The sequence below is a fragment of the Streptomyces sp. NBC_01013 genome (assembly GCF_045162765.1).
GTDB lineage: Bacteria > Actinomycetota > Actinomycetes > Streptomycetales > Streptomycetaceae > Streptomyces.
Genome location: NZ_CP108687.1, coordinates 4,982,609 through 4,995,695, shown reverse-complemented (window position 1 = coordinate 4,995,695; position 13,087 = coordinate 4,982,609). Strand labels below are relative to the sequence as shown.

Sequence of the window (13,087 nt, the reverse complement as noted above, 5' to 3'; positions counted from 1 at the left end):
TCCTTACCGCTCGTACACCACCGTCACCGGCGCGTGGTCGCTCCACCGCTCCCCGTGCGTCGCGGCCCGCTCGACCAGCGCCTTCACCGCGCGCGCGGCGAGACCGGGGGTCGCCACCTGGTAGTCGATGCGCCAGCCCGTGTCGTTGTCGAAGGCGCGCCCGCGGTAGGACCACCACGAGTACGGCCCCTCCACGTCCGGGTGCAGGGCGCGTACGACATCGACGTACGCCGCCTCGTCGAAGACCCGGGTCAGCCACTCCCGCTCCTCGGGGAGGAAGCCGGAGCTCTTCCGGTTGGCCTTCCAGTTCTTGAGGTCGGCCTCCTGGTGGGCGATGTTCCAGTCCCCGCACACCACGACCTCACGGCCCTCGGCCGCGGCCCGCGCCTTCAGGCCGGTGAGGTAGGGCAGGAAGGCGGCCATGAAGCGTTCCTTCTCGTCCTGCTTCTCCGTGCCGACCTCACCGGACGGCAGGTACAGGCTCGCGACCGTGACACCGGGCAGGTCGATCTCGACGTACCGGCCGCTCGCGTCGAACTCCTCGCTCCCCGCGTCACCGAAGCCGCCGAAGCCGATCTGCACGCGCTCCGGCGCCCGCCGGGAGTAGAGCGAGACACCGGCCCGGCCCTTGGCGGCGGCCGGCGCATGGACGGTGTGCCAGCCCTCGGGCTCACGCACCTCGTCGGGCAGCTGCTGCGGCTCGGCCCGTACCTCCTGGAGGCAGATCACGTCGGCGTCGGTCTGCGCCAGCCACTCGACGAAGCCCTTTTTCGCGGCGGCGCGGAGACCGTTTACATTCACGGAGGTCACAGTGAGCATTCCGGCACGATACCCACCCGAGCCTACGCATAGATGTACCATTTATCGCATGCTTATCCAGTCATGCCCTTACGATCACCCCGACGCCGTGAAACTCAACGATCTCGTGCAGCTCGAATACGCCGAGCTCTACGGGGACGAGGGCGACATCACACCGCTGGACGCCACGATGTTCGACCCGCCGCACGGGCTGTACCTGCTTGCCTACGATCCGTCGGGCCGCCCGGTCGCCACCGGCGGCTGGCGTTCGCAGGAGCGCAACGACGAGGGCTACTCCGACGGCGACGCCGAGCTCAAGCGGATGTTCGTCATAGCCGAGGGGCGGGGACAGGGACTGGCCCGCCGCATCCTGGCCGCCCTTGAGGCGGACGCCCGCGCGGCGGGCCGCACCCGCATGGTGCTGGAGACCGGCGACCGCCAGCCCGAGGCGATCGCGCTGTACCTCTCCAGCGGCTACACGCCCTGTGAGAAGTTCGGCCACTACCGGACGTACGACAGCAGCCGCTGCTTCGCGAAGCCCCTGCAGTCCTGACAGCTGCCACGCGATCCCCCGCGGGTGCGCGGGAGGCCCCTCAGACCCCGCCGCCGGTCCGCGCCAGGAAATGCACCACCGCCTCGTTGAACGGCTCGGGCCGCTCCAGTCCGGGCAGGTGACCGGCCCCCTCGATCACGACCAGCTCCGCCTCCCGGATCAGCCCGTGCAGAGCCCGGGCCTCCGCGACGGGCGTGTAGACGTCGTCCGCACCGACGAGGACGAGGACCGGCACGCCGGCCCCGGCGAGCGAGTCGCGGTAGTCGGGCCGCTCCGCCCGGCCCCGCAGGGCGGCGGCCGCCCCCTCGGGCGCGGTGGTCCGCATCATCTCGTCCACCTGCGCGGCGGCTTCGGGCAGGGCGGTGACGTTGTACGGGGCCATCATCCTGTCGATGACCTCGCTCGCGTACCCGTCCATCCCCTCGGCGAGCAGCCGGTCCGCGAGACGGTTGCGGAACGCCTTGCCGTCCTCGGTCTCGGCGACCGGCGAGGTGTCGGCCAGGACCAGCGCCGCCACCCGGCCCGGATGGAGGCGGTGGAACTCCATGGCGATCTGCCCGCCCATGGAGACACCGCCCACGACGGCCCGCGCGACGCCCAGCCGGTCCAGCAACGCGGCGATGTCGTCGGCGAACCGTGCGAACGGGGTGTGACCCGGGACGACGTCACTGTCCCCGTACCCCCGCAGATCGGGCACGATCACCCGGTATCCGGCCGTGACCAGCGCGGCGGTCTGCGGCCGCCACATGGTCCGGTTGAACGGATGCCCGTGCACGAGGACGACGGGCGGCCGGTCCCCGGCCGCTCCCAGGTCGTCATAGGCGAGCACGGTGCCGTCGGCTGCCGTGAAGCGCTCGGTCACCGGGCCACCCGCCCGACACCCACGTAGAAGCCGCTCCGCTCGACGACCGGCGCCGGCCCCTCCCGGTACCACTCGGTCGCGGGGACGAGCCCCGGCTCGACGAGCTCCAGCCCCTCGAAGAACGGCTCGACCTCGGCGCGCGTACGCATCCGCAGCGCGATGGCGCCCTTCTTGTACGCCGTCTCGGTCTCCTGCTTCAGCTCCGGGTGCTGATCTGCGGTGCCGTGCGAGAGGACCAGGTAACTGCCGTTGGGCAGCGCGTCGACCAGGGTGCGGGTGATGCCGTACGGATCCTGGTCGTCCGGCAGGAAGTGCATCAGCGCGATCAGCGACAGGGCGATGGGCCGGTCGAAGTCCAGCAGCTTCCCGGCCCGTTCGAGGATCGCTTCCGGCTCCCGCACATCCGCGTGGAGGTAGTCGGTGGCCCCCTCGGGAGCACTGACCAGGAGGGCTTCGGCGTGCCGCAGCACGATCGGGTCGTTGTCCGCGTAGACGATCCGGGCGGCCGGCGAGATCGCCTGGACGATCTGGTGGAGGTTGGGCTCCGTGGGGATGCCGGTGCCGATGTCCAGGAACTGGTCGATCCCGCCGCGCGCCAGCCAGGCGGAGGCCCGGTGCATGAACGCCCGGTTCCGTGCGGCGTTCCCGCGCGCCTCCTCCGGCAGGCTCTCCGCTACCTGCTGGTCCACCGGGTAGTTGTCCTTGCCGCAGAGCAACCAGTCGTAGACGCGGGCGGGGTGAGGCTTACTGGTGTCGATCCGGGGCTGGGGCTCGGGTATGCCTGCCGTCACAGCTCGCTCCTCGGTGCGGAGTACTTCACGTACGGGTAAATGCTTTCAGCGTAGGCGAACCCGTCCGGGGCCCCGGGAGCCGATCCCCCTCCGTCGTCGCGGAGTTGTGGCGCACTTCCCTGCACGCGCTCATCAATACCGGTCACGATGGCCGGTAGTGAGTACCCGTCGGGGAACTGTCGCCGGGTATAGGGCGAGTCAAATTTGACAGACAATACGGGCGCCAGCGACGCTCGAATACCAAATCCAACACCGCACAACTGATGGATTATGTGAAGATGGGGACGACCGCACCATCGGAGACGTAGCCACACGGGGGCCGTACTGTGTTCTGTCGCTACTCCCACCTGCCGCCGAGACCCGCCGGCGAATATGCGCACACCGGGCGCCATTCCTTCCGGCAGAGGGTCGTCCGCAGCCCTCATGTACTCAGGCCTTGATTGTTCACACCGCAATAACTACTGGGAATACAGGGCTTTCTGATGGACCGCCGCCCTGTGCCCGGCCCACGACGCGTCGACAGGCGCGTCGTGACCGTACGCGTGCTCATGCTTTTGGCCCACGCCTACCGGGATCAGGTGCTGAACAATGTTGCAGCGTGACATCGAAGTGAAACTTCTGCGTACTCTCGTAGCCATTGTCGACGAGAACGGCTTTGCCCGCGCGGCCCAGACACTGCACGTGACACAGCCGACCGTGAGTCAGCAGATGCAGCGCCTGGAATCCGTTATCCAGGCTCCGTTGTTCCAGCGCGGCAAACGGCCGCTTCAACTCACGCCGGTCGGTCGTGAACTGGTGGCTCATGCCCGGCGCGTCATCCTGCTGAACAGCGAAGTCCTCAGCGAGTTGTCGGCCATACAGAGCCATCAGTCGTTCAGCATGGGGTGTTCGGTGCACCTTGCCGACGGCCTGAAGACCATGATCAGCCAACTGGCGGTGGAACGGCCGCACCTGCGAGGGGCGATGACGACCGGACTCAGCTCCGCGCTGGCCGAGAAACTCGCCCGCGGCGAACTGGAGGCAGCCCTGCTGCTGGGGACGGAGACGCCGCGCAGCGAGGTGCTGGGGCGGCTGCGTCTGGCCTGGTTCGGCGAAGCCCCCCTCGCTTCGGGGGACAGCATCCCGATGGCGTTCAACAGTGAGCGCTCGGCGCTCAGCACACGGATCATCGATACGCTGACCGAGCGCAAAGTGCCCTGGCATTCGGTCCCCTGGTGCTCCGATCCCCTCTCGATCCGCGCCTCCGTGCAGGCGGGCCTGGCCTACACGGCCCTGCCCGCCAACACCCACCACAACCACCTTTCCCTGCGCCCCACTCCGGCCGGTGTTCTCGGACCCCCGCCCGAACCCCTGCTCGTCCACCTGGCCTTCTCCTCCACAGCCTGCAAGCCCGTGCTCGAGGCGGCGCGCGCCGTGGCGCGCGCGACCCTCAGGGACATGCCCCTCCTGCCTCTGTGAGGTCCGGGCCGCAGGGCCGGCCGATCCGGCCGGCCCTGCGGCCCCGGTTCCGTGCGACCCGGGCGCGAGGGTGTGCCGGGCCGCACCGGCCGGTCAGTACGAGGTGCGGGCCGCGCCGCGTTGCACCAGCTTGGGACCGTAGGGGGCGGCGTCCAGCCAGGCCCCCGCCTTCAGTCCGGCCGAGGCGACCGCGGCGGCTGCCCGTCGCCGCAAGCGGACCGACGGCCGTTCCGCCAGCATGTGTTCCAGAGCCGCACTGGCACAGGCACGGTTGTACCCGGCTGCCTCCTTGCGCTCGTCGGCGAACCGCACGATCTCCGCCTGCGCTGCGACGGAACTCCCCGCCGACAGAGCCGCTTGCACGGCCTGAACCGCGCGGACCGCGTCCGGGATGCTGGAGTTCATGCCCCGCGCACCGAACGGCGCGAACAGGTGCGATGCCTCGCCCGTCAGCAGCACCCGGCGGTGAACGTCCGTGAAGGTGGCGGCCACCTGCTGGGCGAAGCGATAGGTGGACACCCACCGCACCCGCTCCCCGTAGGACGCGGGCATCACCCGGGGGATCCACCGCCGCAGTCCCTCGGGCGAGATGTACTGCTCCGGGTCGTCGTTCACCAGGAGGTTGAGGTCGACCCGCCAGCCGCCGGCGAACGGGACGATCAGCACGTTGCGGCCACCGACCCCCGGGTGGTGGTAGTGGAAGACCCGCTCGATGGGCAGCGGGTGTGCGGGGTCGTCGTCAAGATCCACCACCACGAAGGTGTTGCGCGAGCGCGGGCCCTCCAGTGGACTGCCTATGGCGGACCGCAGCGGCGAGCGCGACCCGTCCGCGGCGATCACGTAGTCCGCCTGCCACTCGGCGCCCGAGGAGTCCACCAGCCGTACGCCGTCCGGGCCGCTTTCGGCCGAGGCCACCTCCACGCCCCAGTGGAACTCCACCCCCTGCTTCTCGCACGCGGTGGCCATCAGGTCCTCCGTCTGCACCTGCGGCAGGCTGGTGAACGGGGGCAGTCCCTCGCGGTGCAACGGCGGATAGGTCCGCGCGTATATCTCCCGCCCGGCCCAGAACGACCTTTTGGTGGACCACATCAGGCCACGGCCGGCGATCTCCTGGCCGAGCCCGGGACTGAGCCGCTCCAGCTCGCGCAGTGACGCTCCGTGCAGGTACGCGGCGCGGCTTCCGGGCCGCACCGTGTCCTGGACACGCTTGTCCAGCACCACGGCGGGCAGGCCGGCGGCGCGCAGCGCCAGCGCGGCGCTGAGCCCGGCCGGGCCTGCGCCGACGACCAGAACGGGATGGCGGGACGTCGGTCCGGTGCCGGTGCTCATGCCCCGTCCTCCTCGGTCAGGTGAACGACATCGGGCGTGAAGGAGACGATGCGGCCGTCGAGGCCGCCGGTCAGCATGGCGTGCCACAGGGCAGGGCGCATTCCGGTCTCCTTGCGGTGGAGGACGACGTCTCGGTCCTCGGTGGTCAGCTTCAGGTAGTCGCCCACCCGGTGGGCGGCCATACCGGCGGTCCGCGCGGTGTGGACCACGGGTTCGAACTCCGGTACGTCGAGCACGTACACCGACACGGTCATGCGCCGGGCACCTCCGAGTTCTTACGTATGAGCTCCGCCTTGCGCTGCCACAGTGCCTGCGCCGAGGGCCGGGAGGACTCGGAGACGTCGGCGAGCGCGGCCAGGGTCAGTTCCGCGTCGCGGGCATCGGCCGCCGACATCTCGCGAAGCGGCCGGGTGATCTCCAACTGGATTCCGTTGGGGTCGTCGAAGTAGATCGACTCGATCAGCTCGTGCCCCATCGGCCGGGTGACCCGGACTCCGTGTGCCTTCAGCCGGTCCCGCCACGCCAGCAGCTCTTCCTCGGTGTCGACGTGGAAGGCGACGTGGCGGGAGCGGTGCATCAGGTCGCTCGGCGGCTCTTCGTCCGGCAGGCCGAAGTAGTAGAAGAACGCGATCCGGTTCCCCCGGCCCATGTCGAAGAAGAAGTGCACGAAGTCCGGGTAGTCCTCGGTGACCCAGCCCGTCGCCGTGATGGCGTGGATCAGGGGCATCCCGAGGGCCTGGGTGTAGAACTCCTGGGTAGCGCGCGGGTTCCAGGTGACGAAGGCCAGATGGTCGACGCCGTCCAGCCGCAGGCCCGGCCGGCGGGCCTGCGAGGGCGGTGATGCGCTCTCCAATGTTCCTCCTCGTTCATAGGGGCGGGACGGCAGAGACCGGCGCGCTGCCGGTGAGGCGGCGGGTCAGCGTGCGGGAGAGGGGGTCTTCCCGCGCAGCCCGGTGCCGGTGATGAGAGCACCGATCAGCAGGGCCACCCCGCCGGCGACCAGGGCCCACCGGGTCCCGTCGGCGTTGGTCGAGGCGAGGTTGAGGATCACGCCGAAGGCGGCGACGCCCAGCGAGGCGCCCACCTGACGCGCGGAGTTGAGGGCGCCTGCCCCGATGCCGGCGAGGTCGACCGGGATCGAGCTCGCCATCCCGGCCACCAGGGCGGGCAGGGCGAAGGAGATCCCGAACCCGAAGGCGAGCAGGCCCACCACGGTGACGGTGAGATCGATGGCGGAGTTTCCGGTGAACGGCGCCTGGAGCAGCGCGCCGGTGCCCATCAGGACGAAGCCGATCGTGGCCGGGCGGCGCGGGCCGATACGGCCGACGAGCCGGCCGGTGTAGATCGGGTTGAACGCGGTCGGCAGCGTCAGCGGGAGGAAGGCGAGGCCGGCGCTGAAGGAGGAGTACCCGCGGCTGTCCTGGAAGAAGAGCGACAGCACGAACAGGAGCCCGGACAGGCCGAAGTTGGCCAGCAGGCCGGCCGCCAGCGCGGACGAGAAGCCACGGCTGCGGAACATCCGCAGCGGAAGCATCGCCGCGTCACCGGCACGGGACTCGGCCACGAGGAAGGTCACCACCGCGGCCACCGCCAGCGCGAAGGCGATCAGCACGCCCCCGTCCGACCAGCCCTTGGAGGGGCCCTCGATCAGGCCGTACACCAGCGCCGCCAGAGCGGTCACCCCGCTGAGCTGTCCGGTCAGGTCGAGGCCACTGCGCTGCTTGCGCGCGGTCTCCGGGGCCAGTCGCAGGGTGATGACCAGGCTGACCACGGCCAGCGGCACGTTGATCAGGAAGATGGCCCGCCACCCGACCGTGTCGGTCAGGACACCGCCCACCAGCGGACCGGCGGCGAGCGCGGCGCCGGTGATCGCGGCCCAGGAGCCGACCGCGCGGGCCCGCTCGGCCGCCTCGGTGTACGCGTTGGTGATCACGGCCAGCGATGCCGGAAGCAGAAGTGCTCCCGCCACGCCGAGGGCCAGGCGCAGCACCACGAGAGCGTTGAGCGTCGTCGCCGCGGCCGAGACGCCGGAGAGCACTCCGAACGCGACGAGTCCCCAGATGAAGATCCGCCGCCCGCCGTACCGGTCCGACAGCCAGCCCGCCGTGAGCAGCAGCGCGGCGAAGGTGATGGTGTAGCCGTTGGTGACCCACTGCAGCCCGCTCAGCCCGATGTGCAGATCCCGGGAGATGGCGGGGAGGGCGACCGAGACGATGGTCATGTCCAGCAGGACCATGAAGTAGCCGAGTGAAAGTCCTACCAGCAGAGTGCGCGACGGCTTACCGGTCGGTTCCTCGGTGACGGAAGCCCGCTGTGGTTCCGCCTGCGTTGCCATGTGTTTCTCCTCGGATTCAGAATCGGTCTTTCCGTCGCCGGAGCCGGTTCGTCGGGACGGACTCTTCATTCAAGCGGACCCGGAAGTGGAATTGACGCTGGTGGCGGAGGGAATACCCTATGGGTGACATCGGCACGACCGATGGATCAGCAACTGGGGGGCATCAGCATGGAGTTGCGGCATCTTCGGACGTTCGAAACGGTGGCCCGGACACTCAGCGTCACGCAGGCGGCCCGTGAGCTGCACTACGCGCAGTCCAGTGTGAGCGACCAAATTCAGTCATTGGAACGCGAATTGGGGGTCGACCTCCTCGACAGGTCGCAGCGTAAAGTCCGGCTCACTGCGCAGGGTGCGGTGCTGTCGGAGTACACCGACCGAATCCTGAAACTTCTGGAGGAGACACGGTGGGCTGTCTCGCGCCCCGGTTCGGAACTGGCCATCGGGACGCTGGAGACAGTGGGGCTGCACCTGCTGCCCACCGTTCTCACGTACTACCGGTCGCTCTACCCGCAGTCCCGGGTGCGGGTCGGGCAGGACAGCCGCGGCGAGCTGTACAAGGCGGTGCGCAGGGGCGACCTGGACCTCTGCCTGACCTTCGGTGAACCGCCCGCCGACGCGAGCCTGCGCTTCGAGACCCTGGCCGAACAGCCGCTGGTCGTCATCGTGCCTCCGGGCCACCACCTCGCCGAACGCGGACGGGCCGGCCTGGACGAGCTGGTGGCGGAGCCGTTTCTCGCCACCGAGCGGGGGTGCGGCTTCCGGGAGATGTACGACAACACCTTCGGGGCCGCGCCCTCGAAGGAGCCGATCGCGGAGGTCTCCGGCATCGGCACCCTGGGCGCGTGCGTGGCGGCCGGAATGGGCTGCGCGCTGCTCCCGCTGATCTCCGTACGCGGACAGGCCGACCGGGGTGAGGTGGCCGTCGTGGAGGTCGGCGACACCGACCTGCGCACCACGGTGACCATGACCTGGCTGGACCGCAATTCCACCAACCCCAGTCTGGCGGGTTTCCAGGCGGTGTTGCGCGAGCAGCTGGGCGGCTGACCACCGCCGATACCCGGTCACGGCCGCACGGCCTGCGGTTCGGGTGCGGTGCCCAGCGGTGCGGGGGCCGGCGCTGTCGTCGACGATGCGGGTGCGGGCGGCGGTGGGGTCGTCGTCCGCGGCTCCGCGAGTGGCGGCAGGGGGATCGCCTTCAGCCGGGCGCGGGCGATCTTTCCGGTGACCGTGGTGGGCAGTGCGTCGATGATCACCAGTTGCTCGGGCAGTTTGTAGGTGGCCAGCCCCTTGGCCGCCAGATGGGCGGTCACCTCCCCCAGGGTCAGTTCACCGGCGCCCGCGCGGAGCGCGGCCACCAGGCAGGAGCGCTGGCCGAGGCGCGGATCCGGCCGCCCCAGCACGGCGTGCTGCGCGAGCTGCGGAAGATCGTTGAGCAGTTCCTCCACCTCCAGCGCGCTGAACTTCAGTCCGCCGCGGTTGATCAGTTCGTCGGCGCGTCCCCGGTAGCCGACCGAGCCGTCCGGGTTGAGTGCCGCCAGGTCCCCGGAGCGGAGCCAGCCGTCGTCGGTGAGCGCGGCCCGGGTGAGCTCCTGGGCACCGTGGTACCCGCGGAACATGTAGGGACTGCGGTACTGCAGCTCTCCGGCCGTACCCGGCGCGACAGGGGCACCGTCCCTGTCCACCACTCTGACCTCCGCGCCGGACACCGGCCGCCCTATGGTGGATGCCGCTTCGGGCGGATCGCCGGGACGTGTGCAGGTGCCCGCGCCGATCTCCGTCATGCCCCACTGGACGATGAGGCGCGCGCCCAGCGTGCGGCGTACGTCGTCGGCCAGCTCGCGGGGCACGGGTGCGCCGCCGGTGCGTACCTCGCGCAGTCGGGCCCGGGCGCCGGCGCCGGGCGCCTCCTCGTTCAGTACGGCCAGTACGTCGCGCAGTTGAGCCGGCACCGCGAACGCCGCGGTCGCCGAAGCGGCGCGCAGGGCCGCCAAAAATCGCCGCGCGTCCCACCCCTCGAAGAGGCCGACGCGTCCACCGGTGACCAGCGCCAGGTGCACCGAGAGCAGACCGAAGGCATGGCTGAGCGGGCTCGCGGAGACGATCGTGTCCGTCGCGCCGAGACCGCCGTCGTGCGCCACGGCTGCCGCGTTGCCGAGCAGGCCCGCATGGGTGTGCACGCAGAGTTTGGGCTGCCGGGACGTCGTTCCCGAGGAGGCGAGGAGCATCAGTGGCGCGTCCGGGTCCTGCGGACGGTCCACGGGTGTCCCGGCCGGGTCCGGGGCCTCTTCCAACAGCTCGGCCGAGTCCCGGAGCCCGAGCGTCCTCAGCCGGGATGCGCCGGTGCCCGAGGGCGGTCCGGAGGAGACCCAGACGTCCCGCAGGGACGGACAGTGTTCGCGCAGGGCGACGAGGTCGCCCACGCGGTCCCGGCCACGGTGCGCCCCACGTGCCACCAGCGCGACGGCCCCGGACTGCTCGATCAGCGACCGCACCTCACGGACCCCGTAGTTCGCGTGCAGCGGGAGCAGCAGGACGCCCAGCCGTGCGGTGGCCGCGTGCAGCACCACCCACTCCCAGCAGTTGGGCAGTTGGGCCGCCAGTACGTCACCGGCCCGCAGCCCCCGCCGGACCAGGACCCCGGCGGTCCGCTCGGCCTGGAGCCGGCAGTCGCGCCAGGTCCGCCACAGGGCGCCGTCCCACACGGCAGGCCCCGCACCACGGGCGGCGGCACGGTCCAGAGCTTCGGTGAACGTCGGAAGCATTGTCGTCGATTCTGGGTGGGGAGTGCTCACGAGGATCCTCCGTCTACGGCAGAACGAACATGCGTCGGCAGGCCGACACGGATTCTGGGCCGTGAGCCGAGGAATCGTCCAGGGAACCCCTCATAAATATTTATGATCCTGACCGCCCTGGAAAAACAATAAGCAACCCTTATCCCGTGATCGGTTTCCGTTGGCAGCCCCGGATTCACAGCGGCCGGCGGCGCACGGTTCGGCCCGTCCGATCCGTGACATCGGCCGGGCCGAACCATGCGCCGCCGGCCCGGATACCGGGCGCCTTGCTGTGTCATCGCGCTCCGGCCTGCGCTCCTTCGGGCTCGGGTCGGTAAGAAATCTCAATGGAGACGGTCCGAAAATTCGCCCGAACCATCCATGTGCCCGACCTCCGCACAGTCGTTCGGTGAGGCCGATGGATGCCATCGCGAAGACCGAAACAACGCATTCGCCCAGGACATCCGGCACGTTTACGGGGCCGAATCATTTCCGGCCGCGCATTTCTTGATTTCGCCTCCCCAGGCGGGCTTGCTGAGCGGGAGAGAACCGCCCCAGAATGTCGACGGCCCCGACACAGGAGGTATCGATGTCCGTTGCACGACCTTCCGGTAAAGCGAATGAACGCACGCGGCCCTTCGATTTCATCTCCGGGGAAAGCGCCTTCTCCGGAGCCGACCTGGGGCGTCTCTCCGACGCCATCCACGATGCCCGTTCCGCGTGGACCGCGTCGGCCTCGTCACTCCTCTCGCTGGTGGAGACCGGCGGCGATGCCACCTTCCTGACCGAACAGCACTGCACCTTCGACCACTGCGCCGTGCTGTTGTTCCCGCGCACCCTCGACGCGGGCCTGCACCACCTGGAACAACAGGGCCTCGCTCCGCTCCCCACCGTGCCCAGCACGGTGGTCCGCCGAAGACTGAGCGAGCGCTACGGTCTTGATCCGACGGAGGCGGGCGTCCACATCACGCGCATCCGGCCGGAGTTACCCGACGGCCGGCGCCACGCCTCGGTCGAGGTGTTCCTCTTCCCCCGCGACAGCGCCGCGTTCGACCGGGACATCGAGAAGTCCGAGGTCGCGCACGGCTTCGAGCAGCACACCGCGTTCGTGTGCGGACGCCCGGACGCGGCCGTTCTCGAAAGCCTCGTCACCGCCTGGCGCGCCGAGGCCGGGTTGCTGTGGGAGGGCGGCGGCTACAACCCCCATGAGGGCCCGCGGGGATCGACGGTCATGTACTTCGTACGCGACCACGCCCGGCCCGCACGGCGCCGCCGGTTCGAGCTGCACTGCGCCGGCGACCTCCGGGAGTTCACCGCCCGCATTCCGCGCGACACCGAAGCCGTCCGCCACGCCTACACCGCATGGCGCCGCACCGAGCACGTAGCGCACATCTGAGACCTGTCCCGCCCGCCCCAGCCCTGCCTCCTCTCTTCCTCCACGTACCCAGGAGCACACTGTGTTGCGGAACGACACGCTGACCGCCAGGAACCTGGCCCTCACCCCCGAACTGCACGCCTATCTCCTCGACCAGGGCAGGATGACGCCCGACCCGGTCCTCGCCGAACTGATCGAGCACACGCACAAGGCGATACCCGACCAGGCGCACATGACGGTCGCGCCCGAGGAGGGTGCCCTGCTGACCTTCCTGGTACGGCTGCTCGGGGCCCGCAGCATCGTCGAAGTGGGCACCTTCACCGGGTACTCCTCGCTCTGCCTGGCCCGCGGCCTGCCGCCCGGCGGCTCACTGATCACCTGCGACATCTCCGCCGAATGGACGTCCCTCGCGCGCGACTTCTGGTCCCGGGCCGGGGTGGCCGACCGCATCGAACTGCGGCTCGGCAGCGCGCTGGACACCCTGCGCGCGCTGCCGGCCGAACCTCACCTGGACCTCGCCTTCATCGACGCGGACAAGCCGGGCTACATCGGCTACTGGGAAGAGCTGGTTCCGCGTCTGCGCCCCGGCGGGCTCCTGCTGGTCGACAACACGCTCTTCAACGGCGAGGTGATCGACGACGAGCCCGCGATGAAGCCCGCCGCCGTCCGGGCGTTCAACGAGCACGCCCGCAAGGACGAGCGCGTACAGCTGGTCATGCTGCCGGTCGCCGACGGCCTGACGATGGCCCGCCGGCTGCCGTCCGGCGAGACCCCGGTCTGATGGCGCGCCGCAGAGTGCGCCAAGCCCCACGCCC

General features: G+C 70.1%; 13 protein-coding genes. 5 read left to right on the top strand and 8 right to left on the bottom strand.

Translation table 11 applies throughout. The features are described from left to right. Window positions 1–3: 3 nt before the first annotated feature. Window positions 4–819, bottom strand: coding sequence for an exodeoxyribonuclease III (locus OG538_RS21770; protein WP_406096055.1), 816 nt, complete (start codon window positions 817–819; stop codon window positions 4–6). Window positions 820–868: 49 nt separating this feature from the next. On the opposite strand from OG538_RS21770, the gene OG538_RS21765 reads away from it, so the two are divergent. Next, window positions 869–1,351 (top strand): GNAT family N-acetyltransferase, encoded by a 483-nt coding sequence (locus tag OG538_RS21765; RefSeq protein ID WP_406096053.1) that lies wholly within the window; start codon window positions 869–871, stop codon window positions 1,349–1,351. A 40-nt stretch (window positions 1,352–1,391) separates the two neighbouring features. Here the strand turns inward: OG538_RS21765 and OG538_RS21760 are convergent, their stop codons facing one another. Both OG538_RS21760 and OG538_RS21755 read right to left on the bottom strand, forming a co-directional pair. After that, window positions 1,392–2,213 carry an alpha/beta fold hydrolase gene (locus tag OG538_RS21760; RefSeq protein WP_406096051.1) on the bottom strand — a complete coding sequence of 274 codons (822 nt, stop codon included), beginning with the start codon at window positions 2,211–2,213 and terminating at the stop codon, window positions 1,392–1,394. Continuing rightward, a complete protein-coding gene (locus OG538_RS21755; RefSeq protein WP_406096049.1) occupies window positions 2,210–3,004 on the bottom strand; it encodes an SAM-dependent methyltransferase in 795 nt (264 codons plus the stop codon). Before OG538_RS21755 ends, OG538_RS21760 begins: the two co-directional genes overlap by 4 nt. Before the next feature lie 588 nt (window positions 3,005–3,592). Here OG538_RS21755 and OG538_RS21750 point away from each other — a divergent pair. Continuing rightward, window positions 3,593–4,462: a LysR family transcriptional regulator gene (locus OG538_RS21750; RefSeq protein ID WP_406096047.1), complete on the top strand. Its 870-nt coding sequence runs from the start codon at window positions 3,593–3,595 to the stop codon at window positions 4,460–4,462. A gap of 93 nt (window positions 4,463–4,555) precedes the next feature. On the opposite strand, the gene OG538_RS21745 is transcribed toward OG538_RS21750, so the two are convergent. The 4 genes from OG538_RS21745 to OG538_RS21730 form a co-directional block, all read right to left on the bottom strand. After that, window positions 4,556–5,791 (bottom strand): FAD-dependent monooxygenase, encoded by a 1,236-nt coding sequence (locus OG538_RS21745; protein WP_406096045.1) that lies wholly within the window; start codon window positions 5,789–5,791, stop codon window positions 4,556–4,558. Continuing rightward, entirely contained in the window at window positions 5,788–6,045 is a 258-nt protein-coding gene (locus OG538_RS21740; RefSeq protein WP_406096043.1) for a hypothetical protein, read from the bottom strand. Before OG538_RS21740 ends, OG538_RS21745 begins: the two co-directional genes overlap by 4 nt. Next, entirely contained in the window at window positions 6,042–6,644 is a 603-nt protein-coding gene (locus OG538_RS21735) for a VOC family protein (RefSeq protein ID WP_406096042.1), read from the bottom strand. Before OG538_RS21735 ends, OG538_RS21740 begins: the two co-directional genes overlap by 4 nt. Before the next feature lie 63 nt (window positions 6,645–6,707). Then, entirely contained in the window at window positions 6,708–8,126 is a 1,419-nt protein-coding gene (locus OG538_RS21730; RefSeq protein WP_406096040.1) for an MFS transporter, read from the bottom strand. A gap of 141 nt (window positions 8,127–8,267) precedes the next feature. Here OG538_RS21730 and OG538_RS21725 point away from each other — a divergent pair, with 141 nt between their 5' ends. Continuing rightward, a complete protein-coding gene (locus OG538_RS21725; RefSeq protein ID WP_406096038.1) occupies window positions 8,268–9,170 on the top strand; it encodes a LysR family transcriptional regulator in 903 nt (300 codons plus the stop codon). 17 nt (window positions 9,171–9,187) lie between these two features. Here OG538_RS21725 and OG538_RS21720 read toward each other — a convergent pair whose 3' ends face one another. Next, window positions 9,188–10,888, bottom strand: coding sequence for a class I adenylate-forming enzyme family protein (locus OG538_RS21720; RefSeq protein ID WP_406096036.1), 1,701 nt, complete (start codon window positions 10,886–10,888; stop codon window positions 9,188–9,190). Between the two features lie 598 nt (window positions 10,889–11,486). Between OG538_RS21720 and OG538_RS21715 the strand changes: the two genes are divergently transcribed. Together OG538_RS21715 and OG538_RS21710 are read left to right on the top strand one after the other, a co-directional pair. Beyond that, window positions 11,487–12,293, top strand: a complete 807-nt coding sequence (locus OG538_RS21715) for a hypothetical protein (protein WP_406096034.1) — start codon at window positions 11,487–11,489, stop codon at window positions 12,291–12,293. A 61-nt stretch (window positions 12,294–12,354) separates the two neighbouring features. Continuing rightward, the gene (locus OG538_RS21710) at window positions 12,355–13,053 is read left to right on the top strand and encodes an O-methyltransferase (RefSeq protein WP_406096032.1); all 699 of its coding nucleotides are present in this window, start codon (window positions 12,355–12,357) and stop codon (window positions 13,051–13,053) included. The last annotated feature ends 34 nt before the right edge of the window (window positions 13,054–13,087 follow it).

Coding starts and splice junctions, on each gene's coding strand:
- OG538_RS21770 (WP_406096055.1), bottom strand. CDS start 819: ATGCTCACTGTGACCTCCGTGAATGTAAACGGTCTCCGCGCCGCCGCG.
- OG538_RS21765 (WP_406096053.1), top strand. CDS start 869: ATGCTTATCCAGTCATGCCCTTACGATCACCCCGACGCCGTGAAACTC.
- OG538_RS21750 (WP_406096047.1), top strand. CDS start 3,593: ATGTTGCAGCGTGACATCGAAGTGAAACTTCTGCGTACTCTCGTAGCC.
- OG538_RS21745 (WP_406096045.1), bottom strand. CDS start 5,791: ATGAGCACCGGCACCGGACCGACGTCCCGCCATCCCGTTCTGGTCGTC.
- OG538_RS21740 (WP_406096043.1), bottom strand. CDS start 6,045: ATGACCGTGTCGGTGTACGTGCTCGACGTACCGGAGTTCGAACCCGTG.
- OG538_RS21730 (WP_406096040.1), bottom strand. CDS start 8,126: ATGGCAACGCAGGCGGAACCACAGCGGGCTTCCGTCACCGAGGAACCG.
- OG538_RS21725 (WP_406096038.1), top strand. CDS start 8,268: ATGGATCAGCAACTGGGGGGCATCAGCATGGAGTTGCGGCATCTTCGG.
- OG538_RS21720 (WP_406096036.1), bottom strand. CDS start 10,888: ATGCTTCCGACGTTCACCGAAGCTCTGGACCGTGCCGCCGCCCGTGGT.
- OG538_RS21715 (WP_406096034.1), top strand. CDS start 11,487: ATGTCCGTTGCACGACCTTCCGGTAAAGCGAATGAACGCACGCGGCCC.